At 43.6% G+C, this 19984-nt stretch carries 11 protein-coding genes; 3 read left to right on the top strand and 8 right to left on the bottom strand.

Annotated elements, in window-relative coordinates; all coding sequences use genetic code 11:
* Nucleotides 1-48: 48 nt before the first annotated feature.
* The 3 genes from FGM00_RS06100 to FGM00_RS06090 form a co-directional block, all read right to left on the bottom strand.
* The gene (locus FGM00_RS06100) at nt 49-411 is read right to left on the bottom strand and encodes a DUF4870 domain-containing protein (protein WP_138852043.1); all 363 of its coding nucleotides are present in this window, start codon (nt 409-411) and stop codon (nt 49-51) included.
* A gap of 86 nt (nt 412-497) precedes the next feature.
* On the bottom strand, nt 498-944 hold the full coding sequence (locus tag FGM00_RS06095; protein WP_138852042.1) for a hypothetical protein: 447 nt from the start codon (nt 942-944) through the stop codon (nt 498-500).
* Between the two features lie 205 nt (nt 945-1149).
* A complete protein-coding gene (locus FGM00_RS06090) occupies nt 1150-1590 on the bottom strand; it encodes a hypothetical protein (protein WP_138852041.1) in 441 nt (146 codons plus the stop codon).
* A gap of 173 nt (nt 1591-1763) precedes the next feature.
* On the opposite strand from FGM00_RS06090, the gene mnmE reads away from it, so the two are divergent.
* The gene (mnmE, locus tag FGM00_RS06085; RefSeq protein WP_138852040.1) at nt 1764-3209 is read left to right on the top strand and encodes a tRNA uridine-5-carboxymethylaminomethyl(34) synthesis GTPase MnmE; all 1446 of its coding nucleotides are present in this window, start codon (nt 1764-1766) and stop codon (nt 3207-3209) included.
* A gap of 411 nt (nt 3210-3620) precedes the next feature.
* Nucleotides 3621-4118 carry a hypothetical protein gene (locus FGM00_RS06080; protein WP_138852039.1) on the top strand — a complete coding sequence of 166 codons (498 nt, stop codon included), beginning with the start codon at nt 3621-3623 and terminating at the stop codon, nt 4116-4118.
* Nucleotides 4119-4424: 306 nt separating this feature from the next.
* Here the strand turns inward: FGM00_RS06080 and FGM00_RS06075 are convergent, their stop codons facing one another.
* The 3 genes from FGM00_RS06075 to FGM00_RS06065 form a co-directional block, all read right to left on the bottom strand.
* Nucleotides 4425-5552: an acyltransferase family protein gene (locus tag FGM00_RS06075; protein WP_138852038.1), complete on the bottom strand. Its 1128-nt coding sequence runs from the start codon at nt 5550-5552 to the stop codon at nt 4425-4427.
* A 100-nt stretch (nt 5553-5652) separates the two neighbouring features.
* The gene (locus FGM00_RS06070; RefSeq protein ID WP_138852037.1) at nt 5653-6525 is read right to left on the bottom strand and encodes a LytTR family DNA-binding domain-containing protein; all 873 of its coding nucleotides are present in this window, start codon (nt 6523-6525) and stop codon (nt 5653-5655) included.
* Between the two features lie 247 nt (nt 6526-6772).
* Nucleotides 6773-7129, bottom strand: coding sequence for a pyruvate kinase (locus tag FGM00_RS06065; RefSeq protein WP_138852036.1), 357 nt, complete (start codon nt 7127-7129; stop codon nt 6773-6775).
* 156 nt (nt 7130-7285) lie between these two features.
* On the opposite strand from FGM00_RS06065, the gene FGM00_RS06060 reads away from it, so the two are divergent.
* Nucleotides 7286-8023, top strand: coding sequence for a tyrosine-protein phosphatase (locus FGM00_RS06060; RefSeq protein WP_138852035.1), 738 nt, complete (start codon nt 7286-7288; stop codon nt 8021-8023).
* Between the two features lie 19 nt (nt 8024-8042).
* On the opposite strand, the gene FGM00_RS06055 is transcribed toward FGM00_RS06060, so the two are convergent.
* Entirely contained in the window at nt 8043-14441 is a 6399-nt protein-coding gene (locus tag FGM00_RS06055; protein WP_138852034.1) for a galactose oxidase-like domain-containing protein, read from the bottom strand.
* A 248-nt stretch (nt 14442-14689) separates the two neighbouring features.
* The gene (locus FGM00_RS06050; RefSeq protein WP_138852033.1) at nt 14690-19879 is read right to left on the bottom strand and encodes a galactose oxidase-like domain-containing protein; all 5190 of its coding nucleotides are present in this window, start codon (nt 19877-19879) and stop codon (nt 14690-14692) included.
* Nucleotides 19880-19984 lie beyond the last annotated feature (105 nt).

Raw genomic sequence — 19984 nt, 5'->3', positions numbered from 1 at the left:
CGAGATTCTTGGTGAGGTTTTTTATTGCGCTGAACGAGCGAATATCAATTAGATAAATCTTATAGTAGAAAACTGACTTGGCGATTCCCCATTGGCAGCTCGTACCGCATTTACGATGGGCATAATAAACCCAACGACGCCAACGAATAGAATGCCAAGTAGACCTAGACCCAATAATAAAATGGCCGGAATGCTGATGGCGAGCCATAAGAGCAATGTTAATTGAAAGTTGATGATAGACCTACCGTGTTCATCCATTCCTTCTACCGAATCTTTAGACGTCAACCAAATGACCAGTGGAACGATGAGTCCACCAAATCCGGTTACATAGGTCAATAATTGTGATGCGTGTGTCAAGGCCAATAATTGATTATCGGTCCTTACAGCTGATTGTTGATTGATGATTTCCATAATAACTAATTTTAAGGGGTTTACCTATAAGACGTATTTTCATCAAAATTGTTACAAAATCACCGTAGTCAGCAATAGTAGCGCGACTATATTTTCCGCTCCAATTTTCTCAATTTCGCCTTATCCTTCAGTATCCCTTCTTTCAATTTATTTATCTTTTGATTGATTTTCGTGATGTCATTCGGGGAGAGTTTCCCCTTTAGCTTATCCTGAGCCATATCGGCTTCCATCCGTATGATTTTGCGCTCGTCCTTCGCAATATCCTTTTTGGTGTCTGCGATATTATCTTGGATTTTCTTTAGCTTCTTTTCAAGTTTTTCCGCCTTTTTACGCTCTTTTTCCGCTTTCTTCGCTGCTTTTTCAGCCTCTTTTGCTTCCTTTTCGGCCTGTTCTATCTTTTCTATCATTGCAAGCCTCTCCGCTTCAGCGTCCGCTCGCAACTGCACGGAATCTTTTTGGGTTTCCGACTCCTGTGCGTAACCAGCGGTACTCATTGCGATTATGGCAAACAAGACCAATATTGGATTTTTCATATCTGTATACTTTTATTGAATTTGGATACATATCCCCATATTTTCAATATCGAGGGTTTAATTTACACGGTGTAAAGGTATTAAAGCCACAGCAAAGATTTCAATAATTCGAAAATGTATTGTCGGTAATTTTCTTACGATAGAACGGTCTAATTGTAGCTGTGAATGCAGTAAATCCGCTATTCAATTAAATTTTTTTATGCGGTTATCTTAAATCCTTTGCGAGATCTCGCAGCTTTTCTTGTTCTTTGAGAATGTCCTTTTTCTCATCCAAAATATCCTCTCTTAGCGATATAACATCTTTAGTCGATAGGTTATTCGAAGCATTGGCCAGTTCTGCTTCGAGTTCCCTGATATTCTCCCGTGCTTCGGCAATCTCTTCCTTGCTTTTTTCGATATCCTCTAACAAATCTTCCAAATCGTCAAGCTCTCGCTCTGCTTTTCTTTCTTCCTTTCGGGCATTTTTGCGAACATCTTCGGCCTTCTCGGCAGCTTGCTCCGCGATTTCAATCCTTTTTCTCAAATTAGCCATATTCACTTCGGAAATGATAACTAAATCCGGTTGTACATTTGAAATTTCCTGAGCACTTACCATTACTATTGAAAGTACCCCAAGGGCCGTTGTTGCTATTGTTTTATATTTCATAACTCGTTTTCTTTATTATTGTTCAATATGGAATAGTATTCAATTTACAATTAAAATCCAATCAAGTGGCACTAATTTCTTGACTGCAATACAAAGATTACTAACGCATTTCGAACAACGCACTCTTTAAGGTAGATAGGTACCGAAGTGAATCGATTTCGTACTTTTGCCCTATGTTCAACTCAGATACGATCGTTGCGTTGGCAACACCTGCGGGAGCAGGCGCTATTGGTATCATCCGCATTTCGGGTGAGGGTGCTATTTCTTTGGCGGCCCCTTTTTTTAAATCGATTCGCAACAAAGATTTAAAAAAGCAGAAAAGCCATACCGTACATTTCGGACAGATCGTGGATGCCGATACCATTCTGGACGAAGCATTGGTCTCTGTTTTCAAAGGACCGCACTCGTATACGGGTGAGGATGTTGTTGAAATTTCGTGTCACGGCTCTCCTTACATTCAACAACAAATCATACAATTATTGCTTCGCAACGGTTGTCGCAGTGCTCACGCAGGCGAATTTACGCTGCGTGCATTCCTAAATGGAAAACTCGATTTGAGTCAAGCCGAAGCTGTCGCCGACCTGATTGCCGCCGACAATGAGGCCAGTCATCAAATCGCCATGCAACAGATGCGCGGTGGCTTTAGCAACGAAATCAAAAAATTGCGGGATGAACTCCTTGATTTTGCCTCATTAATTGAATTAGAACTCGATTTTGCGGAAGAGGACGTCGAATTTGCGGATAGAACCCAATTTACCGATCTCCTAAATAGGATTTCAACGGTACTGAAACGTCTTATCGATTCTTTTGCCGTGGGCAATGTCATTAAAAACGGAATTCCCGTAGCCATAGTTGGTGAGCCCAACGTAGGCAAATCGACCCTCTTAAATGCACTTTTAAACGAAGACCGGGCTTTGGTCTCCGAAATAGCGGGTACCACACGCGATACCATTGAAGATGACATTAGTATCGGGGGTATCGGTTTTCGTTTTATAGATACTGCCGGAATCCGCGAAACGAAAGACATCGTGGAAGGAATGGGTATCCAAAAAACGTTTGAGAAAATCGAAAAGGCCCAAGTGGTACTATACTTAGTAGATTCAAGTCGGTTCTTCCCAAAACGGAACCCCTCTGCCTTCGGCATGCCTCCCCAGGCCGGAGAACTATTTCCGCAATTGCAAGAGATTGAGAAGATAAGAAAGAACTATCCAGAAAAGCCCCTAGTAGTCGTAGTCAACAAGATTGACCAAATTGACAGAGATGCGAAAGCAAACCTTAATTCAATACTCAGCAAGGTCGAAGGTATCGTAGTGCAAATGCTTTCAGCAAAAAGAAATGTAGGGCTGGAAGAACTACAAACAAAACTTTTGGAATTCGTTAATACAGGAGCGTTAAAAAACAACGATACAATTATTACCAATACAAGGCATTACAATTCTTTACTAAAAGCCTTGGAAGAGGTTGAAAAGGTTCAACTGGGCTTAACATCAGGAGTGCCTAGCGACCTATTGGCCATTGATATCCGTCAGGCCTTATACCATTTCGGGGAAATCACGGGCGAGATTACTTCCGACGATTTGTTGGGCAATATTTTTGCTAATTTTTGCATCGGGAAGTAAGCACGAATTGCATCCATTTTCATATCATGCCGCGGGTGAACCCGGCATTGTTGGCAACAAATGAATGAAAATAATATGCCGCCTCTTAAAGTGCTTTTTTATCAACCTAGTACCCTCAATTACATAAATCGTTCGATTTTAATCCAATCAATTCATTTGTTACAACTCGGAATTCTCGACACCGTCAATCAAGCTGGAGAAGAAACATTGGCGAAAATGATTTATTTCTTAAAATCAACTGTGCTTATCAATACGCTCAACTCATTTAATAGAGCCGGTCATAAAATCATACGCTTCAAATTTCAGGTCAGGATCATTTATTTGCGACGTGATACGATTCATTTTATCCACAAAAGAGATAAAAATTTTCGTGGCTGTTTTATACTTTTGATATAATCTAAAATTTAACATATGAAAACTTTACATAGTGTATTCTTAATTCTTTTATTGGTGGTGATAGGATGTGACGACCAAAAAAAAGAACTTGCTGAAAAATTTGACAAACTGCAGGCGCAACATGATAGCCTTTCCCAAGCCCATTCTAAGTTCAAGTCCGTTCATGAAGGAATGTCGCAGAAACATCAAGAATTCAAATCTAGTTTGGAAGGCATGGAACTTCAAGATTCGACCATTTTGGAAGATGTCGCAAGACACGAAGTTATTCTAAAAACGCACGATGCACTGTTAGAGGGACACGATGAAATCTTCAGTGCACATGACGAACTCCGAAAGGGGTTCGGCGAAAAATCCGCTGCCGAGATGGAAGTACAACTCTCTGAAATGATGGAAACCCATAAAAAGCTGATGGACGAACATACCGATATGGAGGAAGAGCACGTGATGATGGAAAAGGAACATACGATGATTATGTCAAAACTGGATAGTGTCAAAACCACTGAATCCAAATAACATCGAAGTTTCCAACTGTCAAAATCATTGCGATTTGGCACTGTTCATTCCGTTTGACCTGCTCATCGCACATCGTTCGAAATTTTTTGTAATGAAAAATCCGCTTCCACGCAGAGAATTGTTTGTTTTCGAAATAGAGAATGAACACATAAACCTACAATGCTATAAGGGCTAAGCAGAAGCTTACAATGCTATTCTGGAAAGATTTACCTATACACAATAAAGAATAATGGTTTATGGAGGCAATTAGCGCTATCCGCTCTTGGCAAATATGTCGTCAAGGTAACTTTCTACACTACTCGAACCTTATGAACAACTCATTTTATCCTTTTTTATCCCAAATAAAATTCTTGGTAGTTTAAATGGGTAAATCAAAAAGCGGTATACCAGTAAAATAAAAGGAAATGTCGACCCCAATAAAAGGGTTATTTTCCATAAAATCGACACATCCAACCGAACGATGTAATATGCCATTGCTACGATGACCGTTTGATGAAGTATATAAAATGGATAAATGGCCTCGTTGGCCTTCGTCAGTATTTTACTTGACCGATTGAACCAAATCTGTCCGTAGCCTAGCAGCGAAATAATGACCGACCAGCTTATCCAGCTCGATACACCATGCCAAATAGCCCATCGGGCATCTATGCTCAAGTATTCCGACGCGATTTCATCGGGCAAATAATAATAACCGTAGAAAAATAGCGTACCAATGATGGCCATAATCAAGTTTACCCTTCGAAATTTCTTAAGAAATCCCCATAAGTTTGGCACAGTTGCAAGCACGATTCCAGCTATGAAGAAGAAACCATAGAATAGCGTAGATGATAGGTTTGTAATACTTTTTGAATCTTCCGGAAAATAAATTTTAGAAGCTACTTTTATAAAAATGACCAACAGCGCCCATAAAAAGATGCTGTATGTGAAGTTGCTTTGCTTTTCGATATGTTTCCTGATCACACGAGATCGTTGAGAACGCAGAAAAAGAATTAGAGGAATACAGCCCAAGGAAATGTAAAATAGATTTTCGATAAACCAAAGATGATTGACCTCGAGATGGGAAAAGAGTTGGGCATAAAAATGACCAAAGGAATCAAAAGCTTCGATGTGCTCATAATAGGTCTGTGGCGGAACGATAAACAGCAACCCAAAAACAAGCGGAATTAAAAGTCGGTAACTGCGTTCTCTTACAAATTGCCACCAAGACCTCTTTGAAAAGGCGAAAACAGTTGCCGTACCGGAAATCAAAAAAAGCAAAGGTAGTCTGATTTGCTCAAAGAAGACCATCACATCATCCAAGACCTTACTCGATTCGGCGTTTACGATGTGATACCCGTCACCATTAAAAGGCATACAAATATGGTGCAGGTAAACGGCAATGATGGCAATTACCCGCCACCAATCAATATCATAACGTCTTTGGCTTTGCTGCATACTTTCTGTTTGTTTGAAAGGTGCAAACCTAAGCGCTGGCTATACATTATTTATAGGTATGTGACGTATGACAAACGCGAGGGACGAAATACATGAAAAATCATTTGTTTGAAGTGAAGACCGTATTGAATTCGGCGATTTTCGAGCGGGAAACCGGTACTTTAAGAGTACAGTCCTCAAATGAAAGCAGATAGCCTTGTGCATTTCCCGATACCGCTTTTACGTTATCCGTCTGAATTAGAAAAGAGCGATGGCTTTGAAAAATTGACCCGAACGTAGTGAGCTGTTCCCGAAGGTCTTTTAGCGATAATCGAACTAGTTTTTTCATGACCTCGTTGCCTTCTTTCCAATAGATTTCAACATAATTACCATACACCTTTGCAAATAGGAAATCTGAAATATTCAAGCGGAAATTTTCAGAAGGGACCGATGTTTCAATCGTAACGACACGCTCATTCGTGGCACGACGGAGTCTATTTACATTTAATTGTCGCGCACCGGTCTGGTATTTCTTAAAGAGCCGTTCCAAATTCAAGGGCAACAACACGGCCAACAATAGCATACCGACCAGAAATGTATTTTTGATTTCTTCGCGGAAGTAGCGCACGGACCAGTTATCGGGTTTATCATAAATAACATCCCTAATCAAAAAACTACCGATACCGATTAAAACGAGCAGAATCGATAAATGCAATGCCTCTTTGCCTAAAGTCCACTTGATGGTATCGCCTTGCGTCTTATCCAAAACTAGAAAATAGACAAAGGCAATCCCCACGGGCAGCAGGGCGTGTAGCAGGCAAATCCAAAAGTAGTCAAGCTTATGCTCCGTCCTGTTGACCTCAAAGGGTTCAAAAAAGTAACTGAACAAAAAACTGAGTAAAGCGACTGTTGCCAAAATCAGCAGTATTTTGTGCCACCGCCCGTAGTAATACGGATAGGGTCTATTGAGATAACCTATTATTTTGTTTATCATTGTTGATCACAGCAAAATGAATATCCCTTTTGACGGGTAAAAATACCCATAATCGTCAAAACTTTATCTTGAGGAGCATGTGGCAACAGTATCTTTTGTACATACTATTTCAAGTGGTATATCTTCATTTAAGACCTTTTATGAAACTTGTAAAAACTACATCAAGCAACATCTACATCTCCCAAATACAGCTGAATCCCCAGTGAAACATGACGCTTCTATTTTGGTAGAATCAGTCGTTCCGTTTTCAACCTTCCAAATTCAGCTCTTTAAACTTTTGATATAGCAATTGCTTTTCCTGTAGGGTGAATACCTTTATTTCGAACCAATCATGCGCAGCTATTTTTTCATTTTCAATTTGCGCATTTCGTATGGCAGCCAGCGAAACCAGATGCCAATGCACTCCTTTTTGCCTAGAAACCGCATAGCCGATATCTTCCATTATATAAGATACCTTGGGTTGATTGAAGAGGCGTATCCCATTTTTAAGAACTGCCAGTGTTTTGGTAAGCCGTACAACCTCCGAAAATGAATAGCGTGCAAAATCAGCGAAACCATTCTGTTTTACGTTATACAGTTTATCCCCGATTTCGAGTTTTCGCATATCCTTTAAAACGCACAAAAATAGTTGTTGTTTTTAGGGTTCGCATAAAAGCGTTTTAATAATTATCAACAAAACCCTTACCCATACGCCGCATACTAAAACGCCGATATCGCTGTTAACTTAATTGTACTATTTTTGCATACCAAGCTACCATAAATGATAAGTTTCTTTACTCGAAAAAAATTTCTGATCGATACTTTAGAGGGATTTGTCGACATACACAATCATATCCTACCCGGCATAGATGATGGCGCAAAAAATGTCGAGGAATCCATAGTACTGCTTAAGGGATTTTCGGATTTTGGCGTTACGAACTTTGTAGCGACCCCTCATATTATGCACAACTACTACCCCAACACTCCCCAGACAATTGAAAAGGCGTTGGCCGAGTTGCACTCCGAAATCGGGAGAATCGATTTAAATACTGTTATTACGGCAGCTGCCGAACATATGATTGATGCAAATTTCGAAACGATTCTAGAAAAAGGCGAAATCATGCCGTTGGGCAAAAACTACGTATTGATAGAGATGTCGTACCTGCAGCCTTCGATAAATTTCGATAGCGCCATACAAAAACTGGCCTCCCAACGTTATTTTGCTATTTTGGCCCACCCGGAACGCTATGTTTTTCTGTACAATAGACTCGGTAAACACACCATATACAAAAAGAACGGTATTCTCTATCAACTAAACATGTTGTCCTTAAGCGAATATTATGGAAAGGATGTTCAAAAAACGGCAATGAAATTACTCGATGAGGGACTATACGATTTTATTGCAAGTGATGTGCATAACTTTCATCAGCTTACATCGCTAAAAGAAATGAAAATATCTAAAAAGCTCGCCGATACCCTAAGGCCGTTGATCGATAGTACTACCTACAATTTCAGTTAGCATAGTTTTGGCCATAAACTTACCTTCTTATTAAGACCGAATGTATCTGCTTGTGGGTTGCACTTTGCAGCGTGAGACGATATAATCCATCGGGCAGCGTGTTCAAATCAATTTGTTCCTGAACGCCATGTTCCTTATTAAAATGGCTTTCAAAAACCAGTTGCCCCATCGAATTGAAGACCATTGCCACCAACTGCTGATTTTCAAAACCATTAAGATTTATATGCAATAGTCCTTCGGTCGGATTCGGATACACCATCGACACCCCTCTTGTGAACGTATCATTCGCTGTGCTATCCGCAGTACCGGTGTTAAAATCTGCCCTGCTAGCCGATGCCACGGTCAGATTGATGGTCGTCTGGCAGCCCGCGGAGGAAGTCAATACATAGGCACCATTATTTGCAGACGTCACGGCGCCAATATTAAAATCATCGCCGACTACGGTTCCGTTAGGGAACTCGACCGTTACACCTATATTGTTCGGAAGCATGCTGAACATGACTTCTGTACCTTCATCTACGGTCAAATCATTCAAACCACTCGACCAGATGCCGTCTAGGCGGTATTCGGGAATAATATCCCCAGGCTGGCAGGAGGCAGGATTCACGTTGATTGTCAACGTCTCAACACAGCCGGCATCAGAAGTAAAGGTGTAGATGCCGCCCTGCGAAGGGATTATATTTCCAAGGTTGTAGTTGTCACCCACTTGCGCACCGCTGGGAAGGGTAATCGTAAGACCGATACCGTCCGGCACCATGCTTAAGACAACTAATTGCCCCTCTTCTACGGTAATATTCCCAGCCCCGCTTTGCGTATTTCCGTCAACCGTATACTCGGGAATTACAGCATCGGGCTGACAGTTTTGCTCTTCTACCGTTAGATTGATTGTTGTTTGACAGCCTTGGGACGACCTTAGTATGTACGCACCATTATTGGTCGGGGTTACCGCACCAATGTTGTAATTATCGCCGACTATAGTACCGTCGGGAAACTCGACGGTTACCCCGATATTGTTGGGCAACATACTGAACATGACGCCAGTACCATAAGCCACCGTTAAATCGTTCAAACCACTGTCCCAAATACCATTCAAGCGGTATTCCGGAATAATCTGACCAGGTTGGCAGTTATCGTCTGCTTCCACAGTAATGTCCAGTATTTCGCCGCAGCCTTCGGCCGAAGTAAACGTATAAATACCGCTTTGGGAAGGGATCACATTACCGAGATTATAGTTGTCGCCCACCTGGTCGCCGTTCGGAAGCGTAATCGTTAGACCTACTCCGTCGGGCAACATGCTCAAAAGGACGGATTGGCCTTCTTGTACCGTAATGGCACCGGCCCCGCTTTGGGTGATTCCGTCAATGGTGTACTCCGGAATCACATCACCAGCTTGGCATGAAATCGTTTCCACTGTGATATCCAATGTTTCGACGCAGCCTTCGGCCGAGGTAAATGTATAAATACCGCTTTGGGAAGGGACCACATTACCGAGATCATGGTTGTCGCCCACCTCGGTTCCGTTCGGAAGCGTAATCGTCAGACTTACGCCGTCTGGCAGCATGCTCAAGACGACCGATTGGCCTTCTTGTATCGTGATGGCACCGGCTCCACTTTGGGTGATTCCGTCAATGGTGTACTCCGGAATCACATCACCAGCTTGGCATGAAATCGTTTCCACTGTGATATCCAATGTTTCGACGCAGCCTTCGGCCGAGGTAAATGTATAAATACCGCTTTGGGAAGGGACCACATTGCCCAAGTCATAATCGTCACCTACCTGGGTACCGTTCGGAAGCGTAATCGTCAGACCTACGCCGTCTGGCAGCATGCTCAAGACGACCGATTGGCCTTCTTGTATCGTGATGGCACCGGCCCCGCTTTGGGTGATTCCGTCAATGGTGTACTCCGGAATCACATCACCAGCTTGGCATGAAATCGTTTCCACTGTGATATCCAATGTTTCGACGCAGCCTTCGGCCGAGGTGAACGTATAAATACCGCTTTGGGAAGAGACCACATTGCCCAAGTCATAATCGTCACCTACCTGGGTACCGTTCGGAAGCGTAATCGTCAGACCTACTCCGTCTGGCAGCATGCTCAAGACGACCGATTGGCCTTCTTGGATTGTGATGGCATCGGCTCCACTTTGGGTGATACCGTCAATAGTATATTCCGGAAGCACATCGCCAGATTGGCATCCTTCGTCCCCTACCATTAAATTGATAATCGTTGTACAGCCTTGGGATGACCTTAGTATGTAAGCACCATTGTTGGCGGGGGTTACCGTACCAATATTAAAATCGTCGCCTACTATCGTACCGTCGGGAAACTCAACGGTTACGCCAATGTTGTTGGGCAACATACTGAACATAACCTCGGTGCCCACGGCAACAGTCAAGTCGTTTAATCCGCTATCCCAAATACCATCCAAACGGTATTCCGGAATGATTTGGCCTGGTTGGCAGTTATCGGCCGCTTCTACAATGATATCCAATGTTTCGACGCAGCCGTCGGCCGAAGTAAACGTATAGATGCCACTTTGTGAAGGAACGACATTGCCCAAGTCGTAATTGTCGACCACCTCAGTACCGCTAGGAAGCGTAATCGTAAGGCCTATCCCGTCGGGCAACATGCTTAAAACGACCGATTGACCTTCTAGGATGGTGATAGTACCTGAACCACTCTGGGTACTCCCATCTATGGTGTATTCCGGAATCAGGTCGCCAGTTTGGCATGAAAGCGCTTCCACCGTAATATCCAATGTTTCGACGCAGCCTTCCGACGAAGTAAATGTGTACGTGCCGCTCTGCGCGGGAGCGACATGGCCCAAGTCATAAGTATCACCTACCTGATCGCCGTTAGGAAGCGTAATCGCAGCACCTACTCCATCTGGTAATATGCTCAAAACGACGGATTGCCCTTCTTGTATCGTAATGGCACCAGCCCCACTTTGGGTGATCCCATCTATGGTATATACAGGAACAACATCGCCTGATAGACAATTGGCATCACCTACCGTTAAATTTATATTCGTACTACATCCCTCGGCAGATAGTAAGGTATAGGCACCACTATCGGATTCATCGACTGCACCAATATTAAAGTCATCGCCCACTACCGTACCATCAGGAAACGTGACGGTTACCCCAATATAGTTGGGTAACATGCTGAACATTACCTCTGTGCCCACAGCAACATTCAAATCGTTCAAACCGCTATCCCAAACACCGTCCAATCTGTATTCGGGAATAATCTGACCAGGGCTGCAACCGGCAGTTACATCGATGTTTAAAGTAGCCGTACAACCCGTCGTTGAAGTAAATGTATATTCCCCGCTTTGGGCGGGTAAAATACCATCGATAACATAATTATCGCCTACCACAGCTCCATTTGGAAGAGTAATAATGGTGCCTAGATTATCGGGCAGGATACTTAATATTACCTCCTGACCTTCATCTACGGTAATCGTATTCGCTCCACTTTGCGCTACCCCATCAATCGTATATTCCGGAACTATTGTACCTTCAGGACATTCGGCATCACCTACCGTAAGATGTACGATAGTAGAACAACCTTCCGCAGATGTTAAAATATAAGGCCCGTTTTGTACATTGGTCACTTCGCCTAAGTTATAATCATCACCGACGACCGTACCATCCGGGAATGTAACGGTAACATCCAAATTATTAGGTAGAATACTGAACATCACCTCGGTACCTTCTTCTACATTTAAATTGTTTTCTCCACTCTGCCAAACACCGTTCAAGCGATATTCGGGAATAATCGGTGTATCTTCCGGGCCACATACCCCGATAACGGATAGGTTAATCACCGTTAGGCAACCTTCAGTCGTAGTTAACACGTACTGGCCAGAATCCTCGGAATCCAAAAGACCATCGTTATCCCCTCTTCTTGTACCGGTTCCTATTCTGTACCCATCGGCGGTGTTAAAATCAGAAAGAGAACTGAACGTATCGCCATCTATTTCGGGAATCGTAATTAAAAATTCATCCGAAAAATCCTTGATTCTTATATAAATGGCTTCTCCCTCGTTCGCATTTACGTTAGCCCCTGATATCCAAGTACCGGAAGCCCCGATTTTATACTCCGCAACGAGAGGTTGTGAAACACATTCAGGCACCATTGGTAAACCCTGGCCCAAATCAAAAATGGCCTTTATCTCTTCTGCATTTAAAACCTTATTATATACCTTCAACTCATCAATACTGCCATCCAATTCATCGGTTACCCCGCTTCCATTGTAATCTCCACTCGGATTGGTTCTTCTCTCATAAAATCCAGATACATTAAATGAGGAAAAATCAGGTTCGGAGGGGTTGATTCTAATATTGCCTGATATCAACTTGGCCGATATTTCCTGTCCATTTGCATATAATCTGGCAGTTTCGCCGTCGTAGGTAGCAGCCATGTGCACCCACACTCCAGGTGGAGTATATCCAGCATAACAACTTGCCCTGCCCTGGTCGGTATCAAATTCCCATTTATAAAGACTATTGTGAAAGCCGAAGAACATGTTCGGGTAGTCATGGGTAAAGATGCTAGCATTATTCACAACTTCATCCCGCTTTACCCACGCCAAAACCGTAACGAATCGATCAATGGATGCGATGGACTCCGAATACGGGATTTCGGCTATGGTATTGCTTTGAAACTTAAAACCATCGGTTACCAGAGCTCCGCCAAACAATCCGGTACCTAGGCTATTGGAATTGGCCTCCTTTACGGCGCGGTTATTATCAACGTCATAGATCGAAGCATCATTGGCATACTGAGAAGCATCCGCTAAGTCTGAACCTGAGGCATCGTCGAATTTTAAATCCAACACTAGGCTGGGGTCTGTAACTAATGGGATATCGGTACCTATTCGAATGGCTTTGGCAACCGAGGGCACGCCATCTGCATTAAGGGCAAAAAGCATATAATAGCCCGGTGGAAGCAAATTCCTATCCGGTATTGTCAATGTATGGGAAGTGCCTTCTACCGTTGCCAATGGAATTCTACGCTGTTCATTATTGGTACTGTGTGTAGCAGCCGAAAATCGAATCAGGCTAAATTCAGATACGTTACGATCGGTCTCTACCGTAATCGAGCTATTGTAATCGGCCGTTAAAGGAGTCGTAATAATTTCAGGCCTAGTGGCCAAGTTTCCGGTTGCATCGAAAAGGTAAGGCGGACTGTAAATTTCTGCATTATCGTTGTTTACGCAACCTGGTGTATTGTCACAAAGGCCACCACCACCCACGAACACACGACCGTCCAACAATAAAATCGCTACACTGTGGTAGGTTCTAGGCGTTGCCATACCGGCCACACTCCGCCAGCTATTTGTAGTCGGATTGTAGATTTCAGCGGTAAGCGCAGCACCTATATCGGTAAATGTCTCCGCATGATCAAGTCCTCCGGTTACCAATACCTCGCCGTTAGGCAATACCGTACTATTATGCATGGTTCTTGCAAACTCTAGTGTATTCGCCGTTTCGGTAACGGTGGCGGTGCTACCATAGGTACCATTGATATCGATTACGAAAGAACGCTCCTTCGCTGGGGTATTGCTATCGTAAGAACGTGACCCCCCCACCTTGAGCACTTTTCCGATATCGAACATTACGGTAGTCCCCTTCATGGAATAGGTGTCGTTTGATCGCTGACCTGCAGTCACCCAAGAACCTGCTCCATTATTTCCATTGACATCGATCCAATGCATTTGTTCTCCTGGACCTGCTTGAAATATCGTTCCGTTAGGGGCAGGCCATAACCATACATGATTATCGAGTCTGAAAAGTCCTTGACTTTCCAAGACCCTATCGTTGGCATTGTGTAAAAAATCATCGGAATCTATGCCTGGAAGATAGGACCATCCTGTTTCCGGTGTCCATAATTCCGCATTCTTCCCTCCATCGGGACCGACATCCCAAGACCCTCCGACCGTAAAAACGGAACCATCGGAAAGCGTAACATTTCCCTGGTATCCCCTGGGCACGTTCATGTCGTCTGCTTTACTCCATGTCCCTGTACTTGGATCATAAATGCTGGTTCGCTGACTACTGGTTCCGCCAGCCGATAAGATGCGGCCATCGGAAAGGTTATTGATACCAGGACAGAACATGTCATGATCGGTCTGGGTAGTGGTCGCAGGCAGGGTTGCATCAATAGCGGGATCAAAGAGTTGCGTAAGCGTCATACCCGTGCCGGAACCTACAAAAGTATTTGGAAATTGACTCGACCAAGTAATCAATTGCCCATCCGGAAGATTAGCAACGGCAACAGGAACGATTTCAAAAGGTATTACATCTCCCCATGCACCTTCCTGGGAGGGTGTTTGCGCCGTAGTAGATGTAGTGCAGAGAATTGATATAAAAAATGCGACACTGCAGTAAAAAAAAGAAAGCTTTCCCATAAACCATAAGTTTTTTATCAATCTGTTTCCCTAGAAAAGATTGATTTCAACCAATTAAAGAAAAGGGGAAGGTTAATTTCGAGTCGTAAATTTAAGACATTCTATACAACCACCTTACCCGTACCTAAAGAATTGTACGGGTTGTATGGTTCTAATATCAAACGGTTCATTTTGGTGTATGTATGGTAGACAAATACTATTTACATCACGCAACTCGCTTAAGAGGCTGTAATCAAGCATTATGTAAATTAAAGTCCGCCTAATTTGATTACCTTCTTAAAAGCCACGTCATTATCAGTATTCCTCGAAATAATGACTATGTATATGCCTTCGTTTAAGATGGAAATATCAATTACTTCATCAGCTTGGTGCGTTGATTGGAAAACATTTCTAAGAATAGTTTTTCCGTAAATATCATTTATTTGCACCCGAATCTCCTGACCCATATAATCTTCTAGAGCGAAGTGCAGCATGCCATCTCGTACTGGATTGGGATAGACAATCATGTCATTCAGCGTACCATCGGAAATACCTTCTTCGGTAATCGAAACGTTAAAGCGACTGGTACAACCTTGCTCCGAAGTAAAGGTATATACCCCTGCGTCGGTCATTTGAATACTATCAATGGTATACTCCCCTGTAATCTCAGTACCATTGGGCAAGGTTATGGTAAAAGCATCATCTTGTACAATTCCGAGCACTAAGCTACTTCCGATGGGTAGTAGAATGGATTCACCGCCACTTTGCGTCGTTTGATTATTAATGAAATACTCTGGAGTAATACTAGTACCTGTACATTCTGAGGGTTCATCTTCATCGACCACCAGGCTTAATGTTGTTGTACAGCCGGAATCGGATGTAAAAGTGTATACCCCATTATCAGCACTGGTCAACGAAACGATTTCGTAACCATCGGATACAAAACTAGTGTCGGGTAGCGTTAGGGTTACATTTACGGGAAGACCATTATAGTCTTCTGGTGATGCACTGAAAACAATGCCATCTCCTTCAGTCAACGTCAAGGTTTCCCCATCAGTACCCACCTGGAAGGCCGCGCCATTGATACTATATTCCGGAACAAGGTTCACGTCGGCACAATCAACACCAGCGGGATTCACGACTACTTGTAAATTGGTCGTGCAACCAATGTCTGTAGTAAAAAGATAAGACCCCTCATCAGTTGCTGTCAACGAGGTGATTTCATGACCGTCGCTAACCTCTGTACCATTGGGTAACGTAATCGTAACCGGAATCGGAGTTCCGTTATCCATATCCGGAAGTGCACTGAGCACAAGCATATCCCCTTCGTCCAAAACCAATGATTCACCAGTTGTTCCCTCTACGAAATCACCCCCATTGATACTGTATTCAGGTCTTAGATTTAAGGCTGTACAAGCTGGATTATTTACATTTACGTTCAGACTAACCGAACAACCCGTTCCCGAGGTAGTCAATATGTATGTACCAGCATCGGACTGCGAAGCATTAGCAATCGTATAATTTTCCAAGCCAGAGGCAAAATTAGTTTCCGTGCCGGAAGGGTCGGTAATCATGTAAGGTAAATCGTTAGGGAACAAACTTATTAGTAGTTGTTGCCCTTCATCGATAGTTACTTCTGTGGCGTTCGAAACCCATGGAGTATCACCCACACGATATTCGGCAGCCACTTCCGAACAATCAATTTCGTTCACGATTACCGTAATGGTCTTTTCACATCCGTTCTTGGCGGTCAGTATAAAGTCGCCATTATGTGTCTGATCTACATTTTCAATAACAAAATCCGTATTGGCCGCAACATTTTCGACAGTGCCATTGGGGAGTGTTATAGTATAGGGTGCATCATCGGGTTCTATGCTTAAAGTCAATCTGCTCCCCTCATCCATCTCGGCCGTTGGTTCATTTATCTGAAAGAGATTTTGATTTATTTGGTATTCGGAATCAATAGCATCACAGTCTATTCCTGCCACGGTTACATCTAAACTTAATGTACAATCCGAAACAGGGGTATTAAAAGTGTAGGTACCTGACTGACTTAAGGCTATGGCATCTATTACGTAATCAAGGCCAGCCCGAACATTTTCTACTGAACCATCGGGCAAGGTTACGGTGAACGGGATATCGTTGGGAGCGATACTCAATGCCAATCTGGCGTTCTCCTCTACACCTACCTCAGATTCCCCCACCTGATATAGGCCACTATTGATTTGATACTCGGTCATCACGTTCGCACAATCGACCGGTTCTACAGTTACGTCAACTGTTACAAAACAACCTGCAGCCGTAGTGAGCGTAAATAATCCATCGTGATCTGCAACGTTTACATTATCGATTATATAATTCGTTGATCCGTTGTATACCTCTGTACCGTTGGGGTCGGTGACCGAAAATATAGTGTTTTCGGGTGCAATGCTGAGCGTTAATTCGGCTCCTTCCGGCAACGTGGCCGTTGGATTGTCAATTTGATATAGATTATCGTTGATTTTGTATTCCGACTGCAATCCTAGCGTACTACAGTCTAATTCCGATACTGTAAGCACTACGGCCACTGAACATCCTTCCTGGGAACTTATGATATAGGTACCTTGACTGGTTTCCGATACCGGGCCTAAATTGTAATCATCGCCTACCACATCTCCGTTTGGCAAGGTTATGGTAATGAGTAAGTTACTACCATTTACTTCATTTGGCGTTGCACTTAGCCAAAGCTCCGTACCTTCCTCCAAAGTAATTTCGGTTTGACCATTTAGGGGAGTATCCCAATCGCCATTTATCCGAAATTCCGACTCTATTTGCGTATCGCCAGGACCACAAGTTCCTATTACAGTGAGATTGATCACTGCCGGACAACCATCTGCTGTGGTAAGAACATATTGGCCAGAATCGTCAACATTAACCAGCCCATCGTTGTTTCCTCTATTCGTTCCCGTATCTAAACGATAGCCGTCGGCAGTGTCGAAATCCGCGGTCGACATAAACGTATTTCCATCAATTTCGGGAGTCGTCACGAAGTAATCGCCAACATAATCCTTGGCTCGTATATAAACTTCCGAGCCTTCAGGGGCATTGATGTTCGGACTCTCAGTCCAAGTTCCAGAAGCACCTATCTTAAATTCGGTCACAATCGTGCCCTCTGGACAATCCGTTACTTCGGCTAGGGCCTCCCCTATTTCAAAGACCTCCTTTATTTCCTCGGCCGAAAATACCTTATTGTATACCTTTAACTCGTCTATTCGACCATCAAGTTCATCGGTTACACCGCTGTTATTTGTAGGTTCCCCAATTTGTGCCGGTGTCCGCCTTTCATAGAAACCTGAAGTACTAAAGGCATTGAAATTAGGGTTCGCATCGGCAGAAGTGACCAAAATGTCTCCGGTAATCGGTTTGGCGCATATCTCGACGCCGTTGGCATACAATCTAGCCATATTCCCATCGTAAGTAGCCGCCATGTGTACCCATTGACTCGTGGGTGTATAACCTGCGTAGCAACTGGCCTGACCGTCTTCGGTAAAGAATTCCCATTTGTATAGGCTATTGTGAAATCCGAAAAAAGTATTCGGGTAGTCGTTGCTGTAAACGCTCGCGTTATTCACAATTTCATCCCGGTTCACCCATGCCATCACCGTTACGAAACGATTGATGGAACCCAAAGATTCGGAATACGGTATCTCAGCAATCGTGTTACTTTGAAACTTAGCCCCATCCGTACGTAAAGCACCTCCAAAAAGCCCCTCGCTTGGAACAATCGAAGCCGTATTTTCAACTTTTTGAGCGCCGGCATTGTCAACATCATAAACAATCGCATCATTGTTGTATTGAGAATCGTCGGCAGCGTTGGCCCCTGGTGCATCGTCAAATTTCAAGTCGAGTATCAGACTTGGATTAGTCGCTAAAGGGATATCGTTTCCTATCTGAATAGCTTTCGCTTCCGAGGGCACTCCATTCGCATCCAAAGCAAACAACATGTAATAGCCCGGTGGAAGCAGATTTCTATCTGGTATGGTTAGGTTATGGGAAGTACCACTTGTAGTAGTCAGTGGAATTCTACGTTGTTCGTTATTGGTACTATGTGTCGCCGCCGAAAAACGAATTAAACTGAATTCCGTAACGTTTGTATCCGTGGTAACCGATATGTTCGAATTATAATCCGCAGTTGCCGGAAAGGTCATTATTTCCGGTCTTGTAGCCAAATTGCCACTCCCGTCGAAAAGATAGGGCGGGCTATAAATTTCGGCATTGTCATTATTTACACAACCTGGGGTATTGTCGCAAAGCCCTCCCCCACCAACGAACACACGGCCGTCTAGCATCAATATCGCCACACTGTGGTATGTTCTAGGGGTAGCCATACCTGCCACGCTACGCCAGCTATTCGTGGTTGGGTTGTAGATTTCCGCGGTCAGGGCAGCTCCTACATCCGTAAAGGTTTCGGCATGGTCCAATCCTCCGGTTACCAAAACTTCACCATTTGGTAAGACCGTACTGTTATGCATCGTTCTCGCAAACTCCAAGGTATTGGCTGTCTCTGTTACTGGCGGAATACTGCCATAGGTACCATTGATATCGATAACAAAGGAGCGCTCCTTGGCCGGGGTATTACTGTCGTATGATCGCGAACCACCTACTTTTAGTATTCTTCCGGTATCGAACATGACCGTGGTTCCTTTCATTGAATAGGTATCATCCGCCCGTTGTCCGGCACTGACCCATGAACCCGTACCATTGTTACCAACGACGTCGATCCAGTGCATTTCCTCTCCTGGACCGGCCTGAAAAAGTTTTCCATTCGGCGCTGGCCAGAGCCATACGTGATTATCTAACCTAAAAACGCCCTCATACTCAAAAGCCCTGTCGTTTGTATTGTACAGAAAATCGTCGGAGGCAATTCCCGGAAGATAAACCCATCCGGTTTCCTCGGTCCAAAGTTCGGCGTTCTTACCTCCATCGGGTCCCGCATCCCAAGAACCGCCCACGGTGAATACCGAACCATCGGAAAGTGTTACATTTCCTTGATACCCCCTAGGTACGTTCATATCTGCAGCTTCGCTCCAAACGTTCGTTACCGGATCATAGATACTTGTGCGTTCGCTAGTGGTACCCCCAGCAGAAAGAATACGCCCATCGGACAGGTTATTGATGCCAGGACAGAACATATCGTGATCTGTCTGAGTAACCGTAGAGGGCAATGTATTATCGGTAGCAGGGTCGAAAAGTTGCGTATAAGTCATCCCGGTACCTGCGGCAAGCCACGTATTTGGAAATTGGCTTGACCATGTAATCAATCGACCGTCGGGAAGGTTGGCTACCGCAACGGGTACGATTTCAAAAGGGATAACCGGCCCCCACTGCCCATCATCACTAGGACTCTGAGAAAAAATCCTTATTGAGCAACAGAAAAATACTAATATGAAGAATACTTTTGAAGTGTAGTTTTTTCTCATGGCGATATGGGGTATCTAGATACAAATATATAAACAACAAAGTTAACCGTAACCCTACCATTTCATAAACGAAAACGGTAAAAACGGAAAATTACTCGTTCAACA

Source organism: Aggregatimonas sangjinii (assembly GCF_005943945.1).
Lineage (GTDB): Bacteria > Bacteroidota > Bacteroidia > Flavobacteriales > Flavobacteriaceae > Pelagihabitans > Pelagihabitans sangjinii.
Note: the sequence above shows the minus strand (reverse complement) of the source record. Positions and strands in the feature narration are given on the sequence as shown.

Excerpts from the sequence above, each read along its gene's own strand:
- FGM00_RS06055 (WP_138852034.1), bottom strand. The coding sequence starts at position 14,441 with ATGGGAAAGCTTTCTTTTTTTTACTGCAGTGTCGCATTTTTTATATCA.
- FGM00_RS06100 (WP_138852043.1), bottom strand. The coding sequence starts at position 411 with ATGGAAATCATCAATCAACAATCAGCTGTAAGGACCGATAATCAATTA.
- FGM00_RS06080 (WP_138852039.1), top strand. The coding sequence starts at position 3,621 with ATGAAAACTTTACATAGTGTATTCTTAATTCTTTTATTGGTGGTGATA.
- FGM00_RS06095 (WP_138852042.1), bottom strand. The coding sequence starts at position 944 with ATGAAAAATCCAATATTGGTCTTGTTTGCCATAATCGCAATGAGTACC.
- mnmE (WP_138852040.1), top strand. The coding sequence starts at position 1,764 with ATGTTCAACTCAGATACGATCGTTGCGTTGGCAACACCTGCGGGAGCA.
- FGM00_RS06060 (WP_138852035.1), top strand. The coding sequence starts at position 7,286 with ATGATAAGTTTCTTTACTCGAAAAAAATTTCTGATCGATACTTTAGAG.
- FGM00_RS06075 (WP_138852038.1), bottom strand. The coding sequence starts at position 5,552 with ATGCAGCAAAGCCAAAGACGTTATGATATTGATTGGTGGCGGGTAATT.
- FGM00_RS06070 (WP_138852037.1), bottom strand. The coding sequence starts at position 6,525 with ATGATAAACAAAATAATAGGTTATCTCAATAGACCCTATCCGTATTAC.
- FGM00_RS06065 (WP_138852036.1), bottom strand. The coding sequence starts at position 7,129 with ATGCGAAAACTCGAAATCGGGGATAAACTGTATAACGTAAAACAGAAT.
- FGM00_RS06050 (WP_138852033.1), bottom strand. The coding sequence starts at position 19,879 with ATGAGAAAAAACTACACTTCAAAAGTATTCTTCATATTAGTATTTTTC.
- FGM00_RS06090 (WP_138852041.1), bottom strand. The coding sequence starts at position 1,590 with ATGAAATATAAAACAATAGCAACAACGGCCCTTGGGGTACTTTCAATA.